Consider the following 21,257-nt stretch of genomic DNA (forward strand, 5'->3'; position numbering starts at 1 on the left):
CTGGTTTTGCTGCCCCGCCATCCGGGCCTTCGGCCCTGGGTCGGGGAAACTTGGATTTGAGCAACCGTCGACCTCCGGCGCCTGAGTTTCCGAATTGTGCGGCGTGGTTCCTGACTGTGTAGCCCTTCCCCCAGCGATCTTCGAGGTGAATTGCCCCGAAGGGGCAAGAGAAGGCAGCCTGGGGGGCGAAATTCCTTTGCCCCTATAAACGAAAATTTATCATATCATTACCACATCAACAAAGAAGGTGACCGTAATGTCCCTGACTGTGATCTATCCCCACCCTGACGCCGGCTGGGCCGACCAGCGGCTGTCGGGCATCCTGCGCCACGCCCTGGAGGGCCGCCCGGTCCGGGTCCTGCGCACCGCCGGGGAGCTGGAGGGTCTGGCGGGACAGAAGCTCCTGTTCGCCCTGGCTCTGGGGGACGCGGGGACCAACCTGGAGTATGTGAAAATGCTCTCCCGCCTGCGCCTGGATCCCGGATTACTGGAGGGCTGCACCGCCGGGCTGATCGTGGACGGGGCCTCCCCCCTGTACACCAAATCTGCCGCCGCCGAACTCACCCTGGCGGCCAACCTGGCGGGTTGTGCCTTTGTGGGCCGGCCCCTGGTGGAGGGCACCGGCTCCCTGGTCAACTTCCGCATCCAGGCCAAGAACCTGGATACCAATCTGATGGGCGCCTACCGGGCCGCCGCCCGGGACCTGGTCCGGCGTCTGGAGGAGGAATCTTTCCCCAGGCAGGACGCCCCGAAGCTGCTGGTCCTCCACGCCTCCAGCCACCACACCTCCAACACCATGCAGCTCTGGGAGCAGGTCAGGACCCGCCTGGGGGACCGGTTCACCTTCACGGAGATCGGCCTGCGCAACGGCACCCTGTCCGACTGCTCCGGCTGTCCCTACACCATGTGCCTCCACTTCGGCGAGAAGGGGGGTTGCTTCTACGGCGGACTGATGCAGGAGGAGGTCTATCCCGCTGTCCGCCGGTGCGCGGGGCTGGTGATGCTGTGTCCCAACTACAACGATGCTCTATCCGCCAACCTCACCGCCTTTATCAACCGGCTCACCGCCCTGTTCCGCCAGACCCGGTTTTATGACAAGGCCCTGTTCGCTCTGGTAGTATCGGGCTATTCCGGGGGGGACATCGTGGCCCGGCAGCTGATCTCCGCCCTGAATATGAACAAATCCTTCTATCTCCCCGGCCGCTTCGCTTTGATGGAAACGGCCAACGACCCCGGCGAGGCCCTGACCCTCCCCGGCATTCAGGACCGGCTGGACCGTTTCGCCCACAACATTCAGGATACGCTGCTCACGCCATAAGGAAAGGGAGCCTCCCGAGGGAGGCTCCCTTTTTACTTCATTTCTCCGGCAGGTAGTCCGCAGGGTCCACCGGGACCCCGTCGTCCCAGGCCTCCAGATGGAGGTGGGCATTCATGCTGCTCTCCGCGATGGCGGTGCTGCCCACAGTGCCCAGGACGGTCCCGGTCTCCACCGCGTCTCCTGCCTTCACCGTGGGCTGCTGGGCCAGGTTGGCGTAGAGGGTGGTCAGGCCATTCCCATGGTCCACCACCACCGTGGTGCCCATGAGGCCGTCGTCATAGACCTGGGTGACCGTGCCCGCCGCCATGGCCAGCACCTTTGTCCCCTGGCTCGCCGCAATGTCCAGCCCGTCATGGGTCCGCCAGTCCCCCAGCGTGGGGTCCAGCGCCAGTGTCTCCACGCTGAAGGTCCGCAGCACCTCCCCCTTCACCGGCCAGGTAAAGACCAGGGCCGCAGGCTTCTTGGGTTCCTCCGGCTGGTCCGCCGGAGCGGGTTTCTTCACCGGTTCAGGGTCATCCTTGGGCGCGGGCACCTCCACCTGCGCCTTCCCGGCGGTCTGGGTGTTCTCCTCCGGTTCCGGAGAAATGGTGCCCACCGGATCGGGGCCGTTGGCCTCCGAGTCGGGGAGGACCACCGAGGTATCGCCCCCGGCGGGTTCCGCCGCTTCGCCGGCGGGATTCATGGTTCGGATCACATAATAGCCCGAAATTCCTATGGTGGCGACACACAGGAAAAGGACTATGTAAAAGCCCTTTCCCAGGACGAAATCGCCCAGTTTTTCAATCAATCTTCGGTTCTTCAAAGAAAAACCACCTCCGTGCCCTCTATTGTGGACAAGCCGGGAGGCAGTTATACGCCGCGGGCAAAAATTTTCCTGTTCCCTCTTTCCGGGAATAAAGGCCCTGCTCCACGGGCAAAATTTCCTCAGCACACATTTGACCGGAAAGGCGGAATGTTTTATGGAAGTCAGAGATCTGATGAACCCCAGCGTGGTCTCCATCGAGCCAACCTCCTCAGCCGCCCTGGCCGCCCGGCTCATCAGCCGGCACAACGTGGGGGCCCTGCCGGTGTGCTCCCAGGACCGGCGGCTGCGGGGGGTGGTCACCGACCGGGACATCGTGCTGCGGTGCGTGGCGGCGGAGGAGGACCCGGCCCAGACCATGGTCCGGGACATCATGACCCGGAACTGCGCCACCGTCTCTCCCGGGGACGACTGCCGGGAGGCCAGCCGGGTCATGGCGGTCCAGCAGGTGAGGCGGCTGCCCGTGGTGGAGGGCGGCAAGGTGGTGGGCATGATCTCCCTGGGAGACCTGGCCCGCAGCCACCGGATGGACATGGAGGCCGCTCAAGCTTTGAGCGAAATCTCGGAAAATGTGGTCATACGGTAAAAGAGGTCCCGGAACCACAGTTCCGGGACCTCTTTTTGCTCCGCAACCGAAAAGTTGCGAAAAAATGGTGGATTGCAACCCCGGTTGCGTGTAAACTGGCCTCACCGGCCGGAATCACACGACAGAAAGGAAGCATCCCCATGACACTTGGTGAACAGATCAAACAACAGAGGGAGGCGCAAAACATGACCCAGGAGGAGCTGGCGGAGCAGCTGGGGGTCAGCCGCCAGGCTGTCTCCAAATGGGAGAGCGGCACCGCCCAGCCCCAAGGGGCCAACCGGGCCGCCCTCCGGGCCCTGTTTTCCCTGGATATGCCCGGCGATGAACCCCGGCCCGCCCTCCGCGGCCTGACCATCGGGGGCTGGATTACGGCGGCGGTGCTGCTGGCGGCGCTCCTAGGGACGTGGCTGCTCCCGGGCGGCAATCCAACCCAAACGCAGCCCGCTCCGGAGTCCCGCACCATCCACGTGCGTTTCTACGACGAAAACCAGGAGGAGGTCCTCTCGGAGGCTCTCTGGTACAACACCGCCAAGGTAGACAGTCTCCTCATCGACTGGACACAGGGTACCCCGGACACCGCCAAGCTTTTTTTCACCCCCGCCGGGAGCGAGACCATGGAGGACACCGAGCTGTTGCTGACGAAGAGCATTTCTGACGGAAACGTCTCCCTCCTCCTGTCCGCGGACTGCCTGCACCGTGAGGCGCTGAGCGGAGACCTCTATATTCAGCTCTCCTTCGGAGACAAGGACATCGTGGTCAGCGACCTGTACAATGTTTTTTACGACCCGTCGATCATTTGAGACCAGGGCGCGGCCGATGGCCGCGCCCTGCTGTCCTATTTCTTTGGATCTTCCTCAAAGTCCTCATAGTTTTTTTCGTAATACTCCCGGTTGCGGATCTCGTCCAGGATCAGACAAGTACAAAAGACGATCAACATTCCCAGCAATATCTGGCCGCAAAGCAAAATCGCAGCGTCGCCGTCGCCGAGGAATCTCCCAAAGATTGTGCCGAGCAGCACGATTCCACAATATCCCCCCGGAATCACTCCCAGCACCGGCCAATAGGACACCCGATGGTACCGGAGTTGTTTCCCCTTCTCTTTTCCATAGAGCAGTCGTTCCGGCTCCACCTCCAGTACCCGAGCGATCTGTCCCAGGGTATCCAGCCCGGGCAGAGACAGTCCCCGTTCCCATGCGGACACCGTCTGCCGGGTCACATGGAGCGCTTGGGCAAACTGTTCCTGGGACATTCCCTTCTCTTTCCTCAAATTCTTGATATTGGCAGCGATCTCATTCATGGAACTCCCTCCTGTTTCTTCCTCTATCCTACCAGACGGGTGCGAATTGCTCAAGCAAATCATATTTGCCCCGCCTTTTAGTCAAAAAATTGGGCCTCCGCCAGTACGGAAGCCCAATTCTTTATTTATCGATCTGTTTCAATACCTTTTCAAACCAGTCGGGCAGGGGGCACTCCAGCTCCACCGGCTTCCCGGTGGAGGGGTGGACAAACCTTAACTTCCGGGCGTGGAGGCACTGTCCCGCCAAACCGGGCCAGGGCTTTTTGCTGCCGTAGACCACGTCCCCCAGGAGGGGGTGTCCGATAGAAGCCAGGTGGACCCGGATCTGGTGGGTTCGCCCCGTCTCCAGGCGGCACTCCACATGGGTATAGCCGGGGTAGCGGCCCAGGACGGACCAGTGGGTCACCGCGGGGCGGCCGTTTTTACGGTCGATGGCCATTTTCTTCCGGTCCACCGGGTGTCGGCCGATGGGGGCGTCCACGGTGCCCGCGTCCTCCCGGAGATTGCCCACCGCAACCGCCTCATACACCCGGGCCAGGGAGTGGTCCTGGAGCTGGGCGGCCAGGGCCAGGTGGGCCTTGTCGTTCTTTGCGGCGATGATGAGGCCGGAGGTATCCCGGTCGATGCGGTGGACGATGCCGGGACGCAGCTCCCCGTTGATCCCGGACAGGGAGTCCCCGCAGTGGTAGAGCAGGGCGTTGACCAGGGTGCCGTCGGGATGGCCGGGGGCGGGGTGGACCACCAGGCCCACCGGCTTGTTGACCACGATGACGTCGGCGTCCTCGTACACCACGTCCAGGGGGATATTCTGGGGCAGGATGGCCACCGGCTCCGGGTCAGGGAGAACCGCCTCCAGCACGTTGCCGGGGGCGGTCTTGTAGTTCTTCTTCACCGGGCGGCCCCCCAGGGTCACCGCCCCCTCCTCCAGCAGCCGCTGGGCGGCGGACCGGGTCAGGCCGGGGACGCAGCGGGCCAGAAAGGCGTCCGCCCGCTCCCCCGCCCGGTCAGCGGTCAGCCTTAAGGTCTCCATGGGGCTCTCCCTCCGCTTTGGGCTCCAGCTTGTCCATGAGGAACAGGTAGTACAGTCCGGCGGCGATGCCGCCCACCACCACGCAGATGTCCGCCACATTGAAGACGGCAAAATTCATAAACAGCACGTTAAACATATCCACCACAAACCCCCGGAAGGCCCGGTCGATGAGATTGCCCACGGCCCCCGCCAGCAGCAGGGTCAGGGTGACTTTCCCCAGGGGATGGCGGAAAAAATTTTTCCACAGGGCCAGGGCCAGCACCACGGACATGACCAGGGAAACCAGGGCCAGCAGCCAGGTGTGCTCCGAGAAAATGGAGAAGGCCGCCCCGGTGTTCTGCACATAGGTCAGCTCCATGAGGTAGGGAATGAAGGGGACATGGCCCCCAAGGGGGATATTCTGCAGGACCAGATATTTCACCAACTGGTCCAGAGCCACCAGGACCAGAGTAAGAATGACATAGGGCATGGATCGTTCCTCCGCAGCCGGGTATCCTCCGCTTGTCGCAGCGGGTATTTTTTCTTTATTGTAACATATCCCGTCCCTCAGAGAAAGACCCTTTCCCCCGAAATTTTTTATCCCTTCGTCCCCGTTCCCGCCGCCGGAAGGGCGGGCTTTCTGGCAAAGATCGTCAGCAGCGTGGCCCCGAAGACCATGGCGGCGCCCAGCAGCAGCCGCAAGCTCAGCCGCTCCCCCAGGAACAGGATGCTGAACAGGGTGGCAAATACCGGCTGGGTGGAGACGATGAGGGAACTGCGGTTGACGGTGGTCACCCGGTAGGCGGAGATGGCCAGGGTATTGCACAATCCGGCGCCGATCAGTCCGCTGTACAGCAGCAGCAGCACCGGCTTCACTTCAAAGCAGGTGGGCCAGCTCCCGGTGACCGCCGTGGGCAGCAGCCAAAGCACCCCGATGGTGGTCATCTGGACCACACTGAGTCCGGTGGAGTCCGTCCCCGGTGTCCGCACGCTGCGGGAGGAATAGATGGAGGTGGATGCGGACATGAAGGCGCCCATTAGCAGGATCCCGTCTCCCCACTCAATATAAAAGGGGAAGTGCACCGTCATCACCACCACGCCGGTGAAGCAGATCAGCGCCGCCGCCCCCTGCCAGAAGCCGGGTTTGACCCGGAACAGCAGGCAGTTCAGCAGCGGCACCAGCACCACAGAGGCGGAGCTGATGTAGGCCGATTTGCTGGCGGAGGAGAATTGCAGGCCGCAAGTTTGAAGCCACATGGCCACGCCCAGCATGCAGCCCATGATAAAGCCCCGGCGCAGCGTAACGGCGCTCCACCGGATCTTACGGCACATGACCGCAAACAGGACCAGACCGCCCATCAGGAACCGGGCCCCGGTGATAAAACTGGGGGCGTAGATGCCGGAGATGGCCTTTACGCTCACAAACCGCAGTCCCAGGCAGACCTGGCAGAACAAGATGCTCAATTCTCCCTTTGTCTGTTCACTTAACCTCATGGTTTTCCACCTCGACGGAGTCCCTTCTCCCACGCACGGGAACGCGGGGCCCCCAAGTCAATCTGCTCCACCTGTCATTGTAGCACAGGAGTTTTTCAAGAAAAGCACTTCTTTCTTGATACCGCTACAACTTTCCGTTGTACATGGAAAAGGCGTCCGGAGGGCTCCGGACGCCTTGGTACTTCTGCTGCGGTGTTTAAAGCAGCCCCATTTCCTTAGCCTTGAAGGTCAGCTCGTCCCGGAACTTGGGATGGGCCACCTGGATCAGGGCCTTGGTCCGCTCCGCGGGGCTCTTGCCCACCAGCTTGGCCACGCCCTGCTCGGTGACCACGTACTCGATGACGGTACGGGGCAGGCTGACGGGGGTGCCGGGCTTGAAGCAGGGAGTGATCTTGGAGAACTTGCCGTTCTTGGTAATGGACTCCAGCACCACGATGGACTTGCCCTCCAGGTTGGCGGCGGCGCCGGAGGCGAAGTTGCAGATGCCGCCCATGCCGCTGTACTGCTTGCCCTTCAGGAACTCGGCGTTGGCCTGGCCCATCAGGTCGATCTCCACAGCGTTGTTGATGGCGGTCATCCGGTGCTGCCGGTAGATGACGCCGGGGTTCAGCACCTCCTGGCAGTTGTTCAGCTCCACGCCCTGGTTGTGGTCCAGCCAATCAAACAGGCGCTTGGGGCCCACCACCTGGGTGAACACGGATTTACCCTTCTTCTCGCTCTTGGCCCGGTTGGTCACGATCCCCCGCTCGGTCAGCAGCATCAGGATCTCGCCGTACACCTCGGTGTGGACGCCCAGGTCCCGCTTGTTCTCCAGGTACATCAGGGAGGCGGCGTTCAGGCGCCCCAGACCCACCTCAATGGTGGCCTCATCGGGGATCAGCTCGGACAGGTAGCCGCCGATGGTGCGGTAGGTGTCGGCGTTCTCCTCGCCCATATCCACCTCGGCACCCTGGAGCAGATAGTTCTCGGCGTCCTCATCCACGATGTAATCCACTTCGCTGACATGGATCAGGTTGCTGCCGTAGATGAAGGGGTAGTTGGTATTGGTCTCCACGATGACCAGGTCCGCGTCCTCACAGGCCTTGCGGACAAAGTCGGTGCAGGTGCCCATGGACATATAGCCGTGGGCGTCGGGCTTGGTGACCTCCAGGAAGGCGACGTTGCACTTCAGGGCGGTGGAGGCGATCTTGTTCCAGTGCCAGTATTCGCCGGGGATATAGTCCACCCGCTTCTCGTCAAACAGCTGATAGGTGCTGTTGTTCAAAAAGCTGGTGGCCGGGTGGAACCATTCGCCCACCCCCGGGGCGTCCGGCATAAAGTTGGTGATGGGCTCGTAATAGAATACGTCCTCCAGGTCCTTCCGCTCCACCAGCTTACGCAATACGGCGCGGCAGTCCCGGTTGCCCGTCATGATGCGGTCGCCGCTCTTGATCATATCGGCGGCCTGCTGGGCGGTGATACATTTCTTTTTGAATTCTTCCTGCCAAAGTGCCATTTTGCACTCCTCCTATACATCAGAAAGGAAGGGGAATCCCTCCGGAGGCCATCCCCTGGAGCAGGAATCCCCTTCCCCGAATCTGTTTCTATTACTTCTTGCCTTCCTGCTCAGCCTTCCAGGCCATGGCAGCCTTCAGACCCTGCTCGTTGACGATCTTGTTGAACTCAGCCTGCTCCTGGACCTGGTTGATGCGGCACAGGTTGAACATCTCGGCGGCGAACTTCTGAGCCTGGTGCATGCCCATGATCTCATAGCTCTGGTTGATCTCATACTTCAGGATGCGCATGGCCTCGGCGGGCATGTCGGCCAGACGGTTGGCGATCTCCATGGTCTTGGCCTCCAGCTGGTCGGCGGGCACCACGAAGTTGACCACGCCGGCCTCCTTCATATCCTGAGCGGACCAGAAGTCGCCCAGGAACAGGAACTGCTTGACCCGGTTCATGGACATTTTCCAAGGCTCGGGCAGCACATCGCTGGCGTAGGAGTACTTCAGCTCGGGCTCGCTGAACTGGGCGTTATCTGCCGCCACCACCAAATCGCTCATAAATGCGAACCAAACACCGCCGCCGATGCAGTAACCCTGAACGGAAGCGATGACCGGCTTCTTGGCCTCCCATATCGTGCGCAGGGTATTCAATTCCATCAGGCTGTTCTCCCGGCGGGCGGGGACCTCAACGATCGGAGAACCGATGCTCTCTTTCAAATCGAATCCGGCAGTGAAAGCTTTCTCGCCGGCGGCACAGAGGACGATCACGTTGGTATCGGGATCTGCGTCAGCACGGCGGATAAAATCGCCGAAGTTCTCCATCAGTACGCTGTTTAGCGCATTACGAACCTTGGGGCGGTTCAGGATGACCTTGCTGATTTTGCCGACTTTTTCGTACAACAGCACTTCTTCACTCATGATAATAGCTCCCTTTCGTCTCATTAAAATATTAGGTAAAGATGATATATGGTTCCTCAAATGGCAGAAGTGTACCCCCTGCCATTAGTCAGCAAATTCGGGGGCAGTGTAGGAGGAACCCGGGCGCAGCACCCGCTCCCAACTGCCGATATGGACCCGTTCCGCTTTGAAACGGTCTTTGACCGGCCTCTCATAGGCCGGATACCCCACCGGGACCACCGCCAACACTTCCACATAGTCGGGGAAGCGGTACAGTTCCCGCAGGGCCGCGATTTTTTCCTCGTCCGGATAGATCCCGCACCATACGGCGCCCAGCCCCTGGTGTTTCGCTTCGATGAGCAGGTTTTCCGTGGCGGCGGAACAGTCCTGGGGCCAAAAATCAAACCGGTATTTCTTCTGCGTCGTGTCGGCGCAGACCAAGATGGCACACTTTGCCTGTTTCAGCATTTCCACATGGGGTGAGATCTCCATGATGGGTAAAAAGTCTTCCGGCCGCTCCAGCACGATGAAGTGCCAGGGCCGTTCGTTCCCGGAGGAGGGGGCGCACATGGCCGCCCGGAGCAGCGCCTCTATTTTTCCCCGCTCCACCGGCTGTTGGGTATACTGGCGCACACTGGTGCGCTCAAAGATTTCTTTCATAAATCCTCCTTTTCTGTGCCGTTCCGCAGCCCGCGGCGGCTGGGCCGCCGCGGGCTGCCGGAAAATACATACGAATTGGAACGGCAAAAAGGACGCTGGTTACTTGGCGGCTTCCGCGTTTTTCGGCTGGGTGCACAAGCTCACCACGACAAATGCAATCGCGGAGGGAAGAATGGGGAAAATGGAGGCATAGGGGAATGCGATGCCGCAGAACTTGTTCAGGAACACAAAGAAGATGCCGGTCACCGAAGCTGCCACCGCGCCGGGCTTGGTAGCGCCCTTCCAGAAAATGCCGCCGACGAACATGACCAGGGTACCGGCGCACATAAAGGTATAGGCATAGGACAGCATTTTAATGATGGAGGTGGTGCCGAGAGCCACATACAGGGTGATCAAACCGGCGGCAAAGGTAATGACTTTCGCCAGGCGGTCCAGCTTTTTCTCGTTGGGGTTTTTGTTGATGAACTGCAAATAGATGTCTTTGGTGATGGAAGCGGTCACATAGATCAGCTGAGAGTCCACGGTGGACATGATAGCGGCCATCAAAGCGGCAATCATCAGCGCGCCGACAAAGGGCGGGAAGACTTCCAGCATAACCTTGAAGATGATGCTGCCGGCGGCGGCGTCGGGGAACAAAGCGCGGCCGTACATGCCGATCAGCACGGGCAGGAACACATAGGGCAGCAGAAGGACACCGCCCCAGAACGCGGAGCGAACAGCGGTCTTTTCATCTTTGGCGGAGACGTTGCGCTGGAACGAGGCCGCGGAGATCAGGCCGAACAGCATGGTGGGGATCGCGTTCATAATGATAACTTCAAAATCCATGTTAAAGAGGTTCCAGCTGCCGGCGGGCAACGCGGCGTGGATCACGTCAAAGGCGCCGTTGCCCAGCATATAGGCGATGGAGATCAGCGTGCAGGCAACAATGACGGCGACCTGGATCACGTCGGTCATCATAACGCCCCATTGGCCGGACATGGAGGCGTAGATGAACACCGCAAGGCCCACAAGGCAGACACCGAGGATGGGATTCAGCCCCAGGTAAGAGAACAGGTTCTTGCCGGCGGTGATCTGGCCGGCCATAATGCTGATGGCGGCGCCGCAGTTGATCACGGCGAAGATCGTACCGGTGATGTGGCCGCCGTATCGCTTGTCCAGACATTCAGACAGGGTCAGGCTGTCGGTGCGGTACAGTTTCTTGGCGATGACCATGGCAAAGACGAGATAACTCAGACAGGCTCCGACTCCGTACCATACGCCGGCCAGTCCGTAATTGGCACCGTTTTCAGCTCCGCCGACCACCACTCCGTTGCCGATATGAGAACCCATGTAAGAACCGCAAACCATCAGAAAGCTGCCCTTTTTTGCGGCGGTGACGAACTCTTCGAAATTTTTTGATGTATTGCGACCTATGTAGCCGATTCCCATCATCGCGACCATGTAGACAATCAGAACGATGACGCTGAGTGTTAACGTATTCATAATTTACCTCCTCAGTTTTCCCATTGTTTTTTTGCTCTCTCCGTGTGTTATCTATCTAAAAACCGCTTGCGCGGATAGCACACCTCCTTCTTATCCCTTCAGAATGCTGTACTTCTTCACCAGGTCCTCGTCGATGTCGATTCCGAAGCCCGGTCCCTGCGGCATGGGGATGCAGCCGTCGGCCTTGTCCACCAGGAAGTTCTCCTTCAGCACGCCCTGGAAAGCCTGGGGCGTCAGCGTGGGAGGATCGCAGGGATATTCCAGCCAGGTGAAGTTGGGATAGGAAGCCACCAGATGCATGCTCTGGAGCACTCCCATACCAGGGATGTAGGCGTGGGGATTGACGATCTTGCCGTAACTGTCCGCCAACGCCGCGATCTTGCGGATATAGCTGATGCCGGTACTCATGGTGCAGTTGGGCTGCAGAATATCATAGCACCCCTTATCCAGCATGATCTTGAAATCAGGGATCCCGATGTTGATCTCGCCGCCGGCAATGGGGATCTCCACCTCGTCGTTGAGCCGGGCCAGACCGTCGAAGTCATAGCGCCAGAGGGGCTCTTCCAGCCAGGTACAGCCCAGCCGCTCCATCTCCCGGGCGGTATCCCGTGCCCGGCTGTAGCTCCACACCGGCGGGAAGCCGTTGTTGTTGCGCTCGCAGGCGGTGCCCTGGTTGGCGTCCACCATGATCTCCAGCTTGTCGCCGATGGCCTCCCGCACATTTTCGATGATGGCGATGTCGTCCTTCATCTTCTCGCTGGAGAAGCGCAGCTTTACCGCCTTGAAGCCCATTTCCACCAGGCGATGGGCGTCTTCCTTCCGCTGCTCCTTGGAGCGGATCTCGCCCCAGGCGGCATATACCGGGATACGGTCACGGGCCGCGCCCAGCAGCTTGTACACCGGTAGGCCGGCCGCCTTGCCGATGATATCCCAGCAGGCGTTCTCAATGACCCAGGGGCGGGTGGCGATCCGGGCCACATTCCGCAGCTTCAGCATCAATTTCTCAATATCAAAAGGAGAATCGCCCACCACAAAGGTCTTGGCGTACTCCATGGTTTCGCACACAATACGCAGGATCCCGTGAGGCGCCTCCATACAGGAGTAACCTGTAATGCCCTCATCCGTATGGACCCTGACCACAAAGATGACCTGTCCCTTCTCCGTCTTGCCGGGATACCACGTGGGGTGGAATTCCTGCGGGAAGGGGACTTCTACACAATCATAGGTAATGTCAGTGATTTTCATTGCGCTTCCTCCTAAAAACAGTTTGTCCGGATGATCGGAACTTGCTGATATTGTAGCAAAAGAGTTTTTCGATGAAAAACACTTCTTTCTTTGTACTGTTACAATTTTTTGTTGTATAATGTACAACGTAAATCTACAGAGGAGGTCCTCAAAATGACGATCCGGCAGTTGACTTACTTTGTCACGATCTACAAGAACGGCAACTTGCTGAAGGCCGCGGAGGAACTGTATATTTCCCAGCAGGCGCTGAGCCGCGCCCTGAGCCTGTTGGAAACGGAATTGGGGGTTCCTTTATTCACCCGGAGCCACAAGGGGGTCGCCCCTACCCCGGCGGGGACGGAGCTGTTCCGCAGCGCCCAGCCAGTACTGCAGGCCATGGCCGCCTTGGAATCCCATATGAACGAATTTATCCAGCTGGGGAACGGGCAGCTCCGCATCGGTCTGGCCGCCGCCACCCGCTATCTGACCAGCAGGAGCATCTGGCAGAATTTTCAGAAGAAATATCCCCAGATCACCCTTCAGGTCAAGGAATACCCCTCTCTGGAAGGGCTGAGGCTGCTGGAAAACGATCAGCTGGATGTGCTGACCTTCTCCGACTACGACGCCGGGGAGGAATACAACCAGTATCCGCTGAAAAGTTGGGACCGGGTCCTTCTGGTCCCCCGGACACACCCGCTTTATGAAAAAGATTACGCGGAACCCGGCGACCTGGCCGGGGAACACATCGCCTTCTGCGCAAATCCCATGATCTACCGCCAGATCCAGGACTTTATCCGGGAAAACAACTTCCCGCCCACTGACATCACCCTGGTCAGCGACACGCTGTACATGTACGAGACCTGCCACTCCGACCAGTGCCTGGGGATCGCGATCCAGGGGTGTTTCTCCGACGTCTTCCTGCCCCAGTTTCCCGATCTGAAGGCGCTTCCCTTCCGGGAGCCCTTCTTCCCATACACAGTTACGGCCATTTCCAAAAAGGGCCATCCCATGGCTCCCGTGATCGCCGATCTGGCGGACTACTTGTCCCAGCAGCTGTAAAAGGACGTTTTCCCGCGCTAGCAATTTAGCGCGTTGGCGATGAGGAATAGAATACTACTTTCCATCTGTTGGAACTGACCAGCCCTCACAGTGCACCAAGCCCAAGAACTTGTCAAAGGGAAGAGGGGGGAGAAGGGAACCTTCGACAGGCGGAGCGGAAACTTGCTTAGACGGAGAGAGGTGAGACCGCTCCGCCGCTCTTTTGTCTTACTCGGATACACTGTGAGGATTGGCCAGCCAAGAGAAAGAGAAGAGAACTGTAAATTAAACTGCCTGCTTCGCCCGGTAGGCCTTGATGGCCTCGGTCAGCTTGGGCACGATCACGCTCAGGTCGCCCACAACGCCCAGGTCGGCCAGCTTCATCATGGGAGCGCCTTCGTCCAGGTTGATGGCGACAATATACTCAGAGCCTTCCATACCGGCCTGATGCTGAATGGCGCCGGAGATGCCGCAGGCAATATACAGGTTGGGGCGGACGGTCTTGCCGGTCTGGCCCACCTGCCGGTCCTTTTCGATCCAGCCGCTGTCCACCGCCACACGGGAAGCGGACACCTCGCCGCCCAGAACGTCGGCCAGCTCCCGCAGGGGCTGATAGCCCTCGGGCCCGCCTACGCCGCGGCCGCCGGAGACCAGGATCTTGGCCTCGGTGATATCCACGCTCTTTTTCTCGTTCCGGTTGATCTCCAGGATCTCCACGTTCATGTCGCTCATGGACAGTCCGGCGTCCACCAGCTCCACCTCGCCGGTCCGGCTCTCGTCCTTCTCAGGCAGAGGCATGACGCCGGGGCGGACGGTGGCCATCTGGGGACGGTAGTCCTTGCAGACGATGGTGGCCATGATGTTGCCGCCGAAGGCGGGACGGGTCATCAGCAGAAGCTTGGACTCCTCCTCAATGGCCAGGCTGGTGCAGTCGGCAGTCAGACCGGTGTGGACGCGGCCGGCGACCCGGGGGGCCAGGTCACGTCCAATGCTGGTGGCGCCGAAGAGCACGATGTCGGGATCATAGGTATGGATCACATGGGTCATGGCCTTGGCATAGGGCTCGGTGGTATAGTGCTCCAGCACCGGGTGGTCCACCACCAGCACCTTGTCCGCGCCATAGTGGCACAGCATGTCGCTCAGTCCGGCCACGCCGCTGCCCATCAGGACGGCAACCACCTGCTCATTCAGTTCAGCGGCCAGTCTGCGGGCCTCGCCCAGCAACTCGATGCTCACCTTCTGGACCATCCCGGCGCGCTGTTCAATCGCTACGAAAATATCCTTGCTCATAGCTGCCTCCTCAAATAATATGGCGCTCGATCAGCTTCGCCATAATCGCGTCCACTGCCTCATCCGCAGACAGGCCGCTCAGCACGGTGCCGCTGGTCTTCGCCTGCTTGGTAAAGGACTGGCGGACATTGGTGGGAGAACCTGCCAGGCCGATCCACGCGGGATTCAGATCGTCCTTCAGATCGTCAAAGCCCAGGATCTTGACTTCCTTGTTGTAGGCGTCCACGATGCCGCCCACGCTCATATACCGGGGCTCCGCCAGCTCGCTCAGGGCGGTGATCAGGCAGGGGGTCTTGACCTTCAGCAGGTGGTACTGGTCCTCAAACTGCCGTTTGACCACCAGGCTGTCTCCCTGGACCTCCACGCCCTCGGCATAGCTGACCTGGGGGATCCCCAGCTGCTCGGCGATCTGGGGGCCCACCTGGGCGGTATCGCCGTCGATGGCCTGCCGTCCGGTGATGACCAGATCGAAGCCGATCTTCCGGAGGGTGGCGCCCAGGATGGTAGCGGTGGCGTAAGTGTCGGAGCCGCCGAACTCCCGGCCGCTGACCAGAACGGCCTCGTCACAGCCCATGGCCAGGGCTTCCCGGAGGGCCACGTCGGCCTGGGGGGGACCCATGCAGACCACGGTGACGCTTCCGCCCACCTGCTCACGGATCCGGAGGGCAGCCTCCAGACCGGTCTTGTCGTCATGGTTGATGATGCTGGGAACACCGTCACGGATCAGGGTATTGGTCTTGGGGTCCAGCCTCACTTCAGCGGTGTCGGGCACCTGCTTGATACAAACAACGATTTTCATTTCTTCAGCGCCCTCCTTATTTCAGCTTCATGGAGCCGGAGATGACGATCTTCATCACTTCGGAAGTACCCTCGTAGATCTCGGTGATCTTGGCGTCGCGCATCATGCGCTCCACCGGGTACTCACGGGTGAAGCCGTAACCGCCCAGCAGCTGGACGCAGCCCCGGGTCACTTCGTTAGCCACCTCGGAGGCGGTCAGCTTGGCCATGGCGGCGTAAACAGAGTAGTTCTCATGGTTGTCCTTGGCCACGGCGGCACGCCAGGTCATCAGCCGGGCGGCGTCGATCTTGGTCTGCATCTCGGCCAGCTTGAACTGGGTGTTCTGGAAGGCGGCGATGGGACGGCCGAACTGCTTGCGCTCCTTCACATACTTGATGGCCTCGTTCAGCGCGCCCTGGGCGATACCCACGGACTGGGCGGCGATGCCGATACGGCCGCCATCCAGGGCCTTCATGGCGATCTTGAAGCCCTGGCCCTCCTTGCCCAGCACATTGGCGGCAGGCACCCGGACGTGGTCATAGGTGACCACGCAGTTGCTGGCCGCGCGGATGCCCATACGGGGAATGTCGGCGCTGACGGTCAGGCCCGGCATGTCCCGCTCCACGATAAAAGCGGTCATGCTCTTGGTGCCGAGGGCGCGGTCCGTGAGGGCAAACATCACGAAGGTATCCGCAAAGCCGCTGTTGGTGGTAAACACCTTGGAACCGGTGATGATGTAGTCATCACCGTCCCGGACAGCCACGGTCTGCTGGCCGGCGGCGTCGCTGCCGGCGTTGGGCTCGGTCAGACCGTAGCAGCCGATCTTGCTGCCGTTGATCAGCGGCGTCAGGTACTTACGCTTCTGCTCCTCCGTGCCGAAATCGTTGATGCAGGAGCAGCACAGGGAGGTATGCACCGAAATGGTGATGCCGCTGCTGGCGTCCTGCTTGCTGATCTCCTCCATGCACAGGGCGTAGGACAGATAATCCGCCCCGGCCCCGCCGTACTCCCGGCTGTACGGGATCCCAAAGAACCCATACTTCTGCATCTTGGCCAGAAGCTCCATATTGTACTGCTCGGTCTCGTCCATCTCTCTTGCCAGAGGACGGATCTCGTTCTCCGCGAATCTGCGGTACAGTTCCTGCTGCAGCAGATGCGCCTTACTCAGCTTAAAGTCCATAACTACCTCCCAAAACAAGTATCTGCAAACTGTCACCGGAGTATCTTGTTGATGGCCTTATTTTACTTGCATGCAAATTATTTGTCAACACATTTTTCCGCTTTAATCGAGTGCATTGTTAATTTTGTCACATAGCACAATTTTGGCTTTGCTTTTTTTATATTTTGACAAAATACGCCAATTGATTCATCTTTTCATGCAAATACTCTAGTTTTTGCAACTATTTATTCATTTTAAACCAGGCGCATCTTTCCGGCTCCTCCAGCGGACGCCTTGCCAAGAGAGGAAACGGCTTGCTATAATTCACACAGTACCGACAAAGGAGAGATGACATGATGGAGGGACTTGACTGCCTGCGCTCCGTGGGCCGGCTGGACATCGGCCTTTTCCCCACTCCGCTCCACCGGCTGCGCCGGCTGGAACAGGACCTGCAATTTCCCGGCATTTATATCAAGCGGGACGATCTGAACGGGATCGGTCCGGGAGGCAACAAGATCCGCAGTCTGGAATACCTTCTGGCCGAGGCCAGGGAGCAGAACTGCGACCTGGTGTTTGTCTCCGGTCCGCTCCAATCCAACCTGTGCACCCTCACCGCCGCCGCCTGCGCCAAAACCGGGCTCGACTGTGAAATCGTGGTCAACGGCGACCGCCCCCAGACGCCCACCGGAAACCTGCTGCTCAATGAGCTGCTGGGCGCCGGCGTCCACTATCTGGGTCCGGTTTCCCAGAGCCAGCGCGCCGACGCGGTCCAGGCCCTGTGCGACGACGCGCGGCGCCGCGGACGCCGGCCCTACGTCATTCAAAACGGCGCCTCCACCGGCCGGGGCGCCCTCGGCTACGTGAACGCGGTCCCCGAGCTGATGGGCCAGTGCGCCGCCATGGGACTGGAGGGGATGACCATTTACGTCCCGGCCGGAAACGGGGGCGTGGCCTCGGGACTGGTCCTGGGCAACTACCTGGCCGGCTCCCCCTTCCGGATCGTGGTGGTCAGCGTGGAATACGACTACCGGGACACCTGCGCCCACCTGAACAAGATCATGGGAGAGAGCGCCAAGCTGCTGGGGGTGGCGCCGCCCCCGGACGCGGAGGCGCTGTGCCGGGTCACGGAGGAGTTCCGCGGCGCGGGCTGGGGCTGCAACACCCCGGACAGTGAACAGGAGGTCCTGCGCCTGGCCCGCATGGAGGGCATCTTGTCCGAAAACATCTATAACAGCAAGGTCCTGGTGGGGATGGAGACGGAGATCAGGCGGGGCGGCGTCTCCGGGAATGTCTGTTTCCTCCATACCGGCGGGATCGGTTCCCTGTACGCCCAGTATTCGTGACCGGCCCCTCCGGGGACCTCCCCGCACCTTCTCTACCTGTAAATCAAACAGCAGGGCATTGCCGGAACGGCCATGCCCTGCTGTTTTATGCGCTCAAATCTGGTCACCCTGTGTTCATCGAGGGTATGTAGCTTTAATTCCGGCGGGCATTTTCCTTGATTAGGGTACACTGACGCTTGAATTTGGCCAACTCCGCCGGCTTTATCCCCCGGGTCACCTCAAGGTTTGCCTCCTGGATCGCCTGTTCAATGCCCGGCTGCAGCGCGCTGCCTTCCTTCGTCAGACAAACCAGAACAGACCGGCGGTCCTCCTGGCTGTACATTCTGGTCACCAATTTTTTCCGCTCCATCCGTTCGATCAGTCCCGTAACGGTAGAGGTATCGATCTGAAGGGTCTGGGCCAACTGGGTGGGCGTCTGCATATCCGTATCCCAAAGGCACTTCAGCAGAGAATACTGGATCGGAGTCACGTCAAAAGGATGGAGCTTCTCCTTGAAGTGAATGTGAACGGCGTTTTGGGTGCTGTTCAGAATAAAATTGATACACTCGTAAAGTTCCACGCTAAATCCTCCCACAATCTGGTATCTCCCATTTTACACGTGGATTCCGTTTTATGTCAATGGATTTTCCGCCTTTTCCTATGCAAATCTCCCACAATCCCTTTTATATCCTGTTCCGTTTTGGATATATTTTTTGGCTTCAGTGGGAGGATCCCTCGGCGGCGCCGGCCGGAATCTGGATTCTTATCCCATGTTCCGGTATGGACTCCGTTTTACATCCGCCGTTTTTTCAGCAGCCGGATGTCATCCCCAAAGAAATGGAGGACGTGGTACTCCCCCTCCAGCCGGGAGGCGATCTGGGGCGCATAGCGCTGGGCCGCCTCGGTGATGGACAGGTTGGAGGAGATGACGGTGCACCGCCCCGCCACCAGCCGGGTGTTCACCAGCTCATACAGGGCGGACTGGGTGAACTGGGTGGTCAGCTCGCTGCCCAGGTCGTCCAGGATCAGCAGGTCGCAGTTGAGATACCGGCGGGTCTCGTCTCGGGCCTCCCGGCCGTCGTCGCTGTCCCGCAGGAATTTCCGGGCCTCAAACTGGGCGAAGACGTTGCCCGCCGTGTCATAGACCACGGAGAAGCCGTTTTCCGACACGGTGCGGGCGATGCAGGCGGACAGGAAGGTCTTGCCCAGCCCCGGAGGGCCGGACAGGAACAGGTTTTTGAAATAAAATCGTCCGAATTTCTGGGCGTAGTTCAGGCAGACCTCATAGACCAGCTCCATGTTCTCCCGGGGTGAGGTCCCTTTGCCGGGCCAGGGGGTCATGCTGTAGTAGTCCAGGCGGAAGGTGTCAAAGGACTGGCCGCCCAGGTCCAACAGCTTGGACAGCTCCTTGATCTGTTCCTCGGTGCACAGCTTTTGCAGGCAGGCGCACATTTTGGCCCCCCGCCAGCCCGTGTCCCCGCACAGGGGGCAGGCGGGCTTGTCATCCAGGGCGTCCTCGGGCAGCCCCAGCCCCCCCAGCAGCACCGCCCGCTCCCGCTGCAGGTCCAGGTTCTGCTTCCGGATGGCCAGGACCGCCTGGGCGGGGCTCTCCCCCTGGCGCAGGGCGGCGGCCATCAACTGGGACATGGTGCCCCGCAGCTCCCGGTCCAGCCGGGCCAGACGGGGTTCCCGGGCGTAGGCGTCGGCCCGGCGGCGCTCCAGCTGGTCTGACCGGGCCCTCCGGCCGTTCTCCAGGCGCTCCACCGCCCGGCGCAGCACATTGGGATCATATGACATGGGGTCAGCCCTCCTCCCGTTTCATCTGTTCCATCAGCCGGCGCATCCGGTCCATATCCTCCCGGGCCCGCTGCTCCTCCTGGGCTGGGACAGGCTGGGGTGCCTGTCCTCCTGCCCGCACCGGCCTGGGGTCCCGGTCCCCCGCCCGGACGGCGGCGGCGGTGTGCAGCCCCTTCTCGTGCCAGCGGCGTAGGATGCCGTTCATATAGCCCCAGTCCATTGACCGCTTTTTCAGCACGGTCTTCTCGTAGGCCATGCGGATGGTCTCGTCGTCGAAGCCCATATCGTCCCAGGCGGCGATATAGGTCTTTTCCCGGTCCACCAGGGGCCGGGCCGGGATGTCCAGCAGACGGAGCACCTCCGCCTCCCGGCCCCGCAGCTGGGTCAGCCGCTGGATGTGGGCCTCCGCCCGCTCCATGGTGTCGATGCCCCGGCGGGCCCAGACAAAGCCCTCCTTCCGGATCTGGGACAGGAAGGGTTTCCTGCCCGGGCCGTATTTCCGCTCCATCTCCTCGGTGCACCAGCCCACCAGCATGAGGATGACCTCGGCGGGGAGGGCCAGGTGGTCGTAAAGGGTGTACAGGGTCTTCAGGTCGTTGGCAGACAGCTTTTTCCCCAGCCGCCGCTCCACCTCGTCGCACAGGGCGGGGAAGGTGGAGGCCCGGTCAGACAGGGCGGCGGTGATGTCCTCCAGGGCGTAGTCCGGGGGCGGCGTCTCCTGGGGAGCCGGATCGGCCAGAGGGACCTCCGCCGGGGCCAGGCCCTGGCTTTTCAGCCCATCCAGAGCCGCTCGGAGCCGGGGCTCCGGCCAGTTCAGCCGGTCTGCCGACCCGTGGCGCAGCAGGCATATGTACAGTAGGGCGGCGTCGCCGCTGTCCAGCTTCACCAGCCGGTCCGCCGCCTGTCCGGTCATGGCCAGCACCTCTCCGGGGAGCAACGTCTGGGCCACGGGGCACCGCCTCCTCTCTTTCTCTGCCCTTATCTGAGTTTTTCTATTGTACCGCAAAATTCCCCCGGCGTAAACAGGGAAAATCCGTTGCGGCACTTCTCCCCGGTCTTTCCCGCCTCCCGCGTCCCGCCGTTTTTCCTTTCCGTGCAAAACCGGGGCGGAAAACCGCAAAATTCATGGATTATTTATTTCTCAAACCGGCGGGACTGTGTTATAATGGGGATTAAGTTGGATGCTTGCGTCCATGGACGCGAAAAAGAGAAAACAGGGGGAGGCATTCCGATGAAAAACAAAGTGGTGGTCACCATTGCCGGTCGGGACTATACCATGGTCGCCGTGGAGGACGAGGCCTACGTCCGCAAGTGCGCTTCCCATGTGGACGCCCAGCTCCGGGAGATCAACAGCAGCCGCCTTTCCCAGGCGGACGCCGCCGTACTGGCGGCCATGAACATTGCCGACCAGTACTTCAAGGAGCAGGAGGCCGCCGAGAACCTGCGCCGCCAGATCAAAGACAACCTGGAGGAGGCCAACCGGCTGAAAATGGAGCTGTCCGAGGCCAAGCGGGAGATCTTCAAGCTGCAAAACCGCAAATAACCACAAAGTCTGCCTGTTACACAAGGCCGGTGCCCGGCTGAGCCGGGCACCCCATCTTTTATTCTATCCCGGAGGTG

22 protein-coding genes are annotated in these 21,257 nt (G+C 60.4%); 6 read left to right on the plus strand and 16 right to left on the minus strand.

Annotated elements, in window-relative coordinates:
- Positions 1-256: 256 nt before the first annotated feature.
- On the plus strand, positions 257-1,318 hold the full coding sequence (locus I6E42_RS08165) for a flavodoxin family protein (RefSeq protein ID WP_235371424.1): 1,062 nt from the start codon (positions 257-259) through the stop codon (positions 1,316-1,318).
- Between the two features lie 37 nt (positions 1,319-1,355).
- Here the strand turns inward: I6E42_RS08165 and I6E42_RS08170 are convergent, their stop codons facing one another.
- Positions 1,356-2,120 carry a M23 family metallopeptidase gene (locus I6E42_RS08170; RefSeq protein WP_235371425.1) on the minus strand — a complete coding sequence of 255 codons (765 nt, stop codon included), beginning with the start codon at positions 2,118-2,120 and terminating at the stop codon, positions 1,356-1,358.
- Between the two features lie 157 nt (positions 2,121-2,277).
- Between I6E42_RS08170 and I6E42_RS08175 the strand changes: the two genes are divergently transcribed.
- Together I6E42_RS08175 and I6E42_RS08180 are read left to right on the plus strand one after the other, a co-directional pair.
- Entirely contained in the window at positions 2,278-2,706 is a 429-nt protein-coding gene (locus tag I6E42_RS08175) for a CBS domain-containing protein (RefSeq protein ID WP_235371426.1), read from the plus strand.
- Between the two features lie 140 nt (positions 2,707-2,846).
- The gene (locus I6E42_RS08180; RefSeq protein WP_235371427.1) at positions 2,847-3,506 is read left to right on the plus strand and encodes a helix-turn-helix domain-containing protein; all 660 of its coding nucleotides are present in this window, start codon (positions 2,847-2,849) and stop codon (positions 3,504-3,506) included.
- 35 nt (positions 3,507-3,541) lie between these two features.
- Here I6E42_RS08180 and I6E42_RS08185 read toward each other — a convergent pair whose 3' ends face one another.
- From I6E42_RS08185 to I6E42_RS08225, 9 genes are all read right to left on the minus strand, one after another.
- Positions 3,542-4,003, minus strand: a complete 462-nt coding sequence (locus tag I6E42_RS08185; protein WP_235371428.1) for a helix-turn-helix domain-containing protein — start codon at positions 4,001-4,003, stop codon at positions 3,542-3,544.
- Between the two features lie 121 nt (positions 4,004-4,124).
- Entirely contained in the window at positions 4,125-5,033 is a 909-nt protein-coding gene (locus I6E42_RS08190; protein WP_235371429.1) for an RluA family pseudouridine synthase, read from the minus strand.
- Positions 5,008-5,502, minus strand: coding sequence for a signal peptidase II (gene lspA / locus I6E42_RS08195; protein WP_235371430.1), 495 nt, complete (start codon positions 5,500-5,502; stop codon positions 5,008-5,010). The genes I6E42_RS08190 and lspA overlap by 26 nt, the downstream gene beginning before the upstream one ends.
- A 107-nt stretch (positions 5,503-5,609) precedes the next feature.
- Entirely contained in the window at positions 5,610-6,506 is an 897-nt protein-coding gene (locus I6E42_RS08200; RefSeq protein ID WP_235371431.1) for a DMT family transporter, read from the minus strand.
- Positions 6,507-6,702: 196 nt separating this feature from the next.
- Complete coding sequence (locus tag I6E42_RS08205; protein WP_235371432.1) at positions 6,703-8,001, minus strand: acetyl-CoA hydrolase/transferase family protein; 1,299 nt, start codon at positions 7,999-8,001, stop codon at positions 6,703-6,705.
- Between the two features lie 91 nt (positions 8,002-8,092).
- The gene (locus I6E42_RS08210; protein ID WP_235371433.1) at positions 8,093-8,908 is read right to left on the minus strand and encodes an enoyl-CoA hydratase-related protein; all 816 of its coding nucleotides are present in this window, start codon (positions 8,906-8,908) and stop codon (positions 8,093-8,095) included.
- Positions 8,909-8,992: 84 nt separating this feature from the next.
- On the minus strand, positions 8,993-9,547 hold the full coding sequence (locus I6E42_RS08215) for a nitroreductase family protein (protein WP_235371434.1): 555 nt from the start codon (positions 9,545-9,547) through the stop codon (positions 8,993-8,995).
- Positions 9,548-9,646: 99 nt separating this feature from the next.
- Entirely contained in the window at positions 9,647-11,029 is a 1,383-nt protein-coding gene (locus I6E42_RS08220; protein ID WP_235371435.1) for a sodium:solute symporter family protein, read from the minus strand.
- A gap of 90 nt (positions 11,030-11,119) precedes the next feature.
- Positions 11,120-12,274, minus strand: a complete 1,155-nt coding sequence (locus I6E42_RS08225) for a mandelate racemase/muconate lactonizing enzyme family protein (protein ID WP_235371436.1) — start codon at positions 12,272-12,274, stop codon at positions 11,120-11,122.
- A 153-nt stretch (positions 12,275-12,427) separates the two neighbouring features.
- Between I6E42_RS08225 and I6E42_RS08230 the strand changes: the two genes are divergently transcribed.
- Positions 12,428-13,312 (plus strand): LysR family transcriptional regulator, encoded by an 885-nt coding sequence (locus tag I6E42_RS08230; protein ID WP_235371437.1) that lies wholly within the window; start codon positions 12,428-12,430, stop codon positions 13,310-13,312.
- Positions 13,313-13,576: 264 nt separating this feature from the next.
- Here the strand turns inward: I6E42_RS08230 and I6E42_RS08235 are convergent, their stop codons facing one another.
- From I6E42_RS08235 to I6E42_RS08245, 3 genes are read right to left on the minus strand one after another with little or no spacing between them, the layout of a single operon-like run.
- Positions 13,577-14,581 carry an electron transfer flavoprotein subunit alpha/FixB family protein gene (locus tag I6E42_RS08235; RefSeq protein ID WP_235371438.1) on the minus strand — a complete coding sequence of 335 codons (1,005 nt, stop codon included), beginning with the start codon at positions 14,579-14,581 and terminating at the stop codon, positions 13,577-13,579.
- Between the two features lie 10 nt (positions 14,582-14,591).
- Positions 14,592-15,380: an electron transfer flavoprotein subunit beta/FixA family protein gene (locus I6E42_RS08240; protein WP_235371439.1), complete on the minus strand. Its 789-nt coding sequence runs from the start codon at positions 15,378-15,380 to the stop codon at positions 14,592-14,594.
- A gap of 16 nt (positions 15,381-15,396) precedes the next feature.
- Positions 15,397-16,539, minus strand: a complete 1,143-nt coding sequence (locus I6E42_RS08245) for an acyl-CoA dehydrogenase family protein (RefSeq protein WP_235371440.1) — start codon at positions 16,537-16,539, stop codon at positions 15,397-15,399.
- A 332-nt stretch (positions 16,540-16,871) separates the two neighbouring features.
- Between I6E42_RS08245 and I6E42_RS08250 the strand changes: the two genes are divergently transcribed.
- Positions 16,872-17,861: a pyridoxal-phosphate dependent enzyme gene (locus I6E42_RS08250; protein ID WP_235371441.1), complete on the plus strand. Its 990-nt coding sequence runs from the start codon at positions 16,872-16,874 to the stop codon at positions 17,859-17,861.
- Between the two features lie 133 nt (positions 17,862-17,994).
- On the opposite strand, the gene I6E42_RS08255 is transcribed toward I6E42_RS08250, so the two are convergent.
- The 3 genes from I6E42_RS08255 to I6E42_RS08265 all read right to left on the minus strand — a co-directional run bounded on the left by I6E42_RS08255 (position 17,995) and on the right by I6E42_RS08265 (position 20,586).
- Entirely contained in the window at positions 17,995-18,420 is a 426-nt protein-coding gene (locus tag I6E42_RS08255) for a MarR family winged helix-turn-helix transcriptional regulator (protein WP_235371442.1), read from the minus strand.
- 212 nt (positions 18,421-18,632) lie between these two features.
- Positions 18,633-19,637 carry an ATP-binding protein gene (locus tag I6E42_RS08260; RefSeq protein ID WP_235371443.1) on the minus strand — a complete coding sequence of 335 codons (1,005 nt, stop codon included), beginning with the start codon at positions 19,635-19,637 and terminating at the stop codon, positions 18,633-18,635.
- 4 nt (positions 19,638-19,641) lie between these two features.
- Positions 19,642-20,586, minus strand: a complete 945-nt coding sequence (locus I6E42_RS08265; RefSeq protein ID WP_235371444.1) for a DnaD domain protein — start codon at positions 20,584-20,586, stop codon at positions 19,642-19,644.
- A gap of 282 nt (positions 20,587-20,868) precedes the next feature.
- Here I6E42_RS08265 and I6E42_RS08270 point away from each other — a divergent pair, with 282 nt between their 5' ends.
- Positions 20,869-21,180 (plus strand): cell division protein ZapA, encoded by a 312-nt coding sequence (locus I6E42_RS08270; protein ID WP_235371445.1) that lies wholly within the window; start codon positions 20,869-20,871, stop codon positions 21,178-21,180.
- Positions 21,181-21,257: the final 77 nt, after the last annotated feature.

This window comes from Pseudoflavonifractor phocaeensis (assembly GCF_021531815.1).
Lineage (GTDB): Bacteria > Bacillota > Clostridia > Oscillospirales > Oscillospiraceae > Lawsonibacter > Lawsonibacter phocaeensis_A.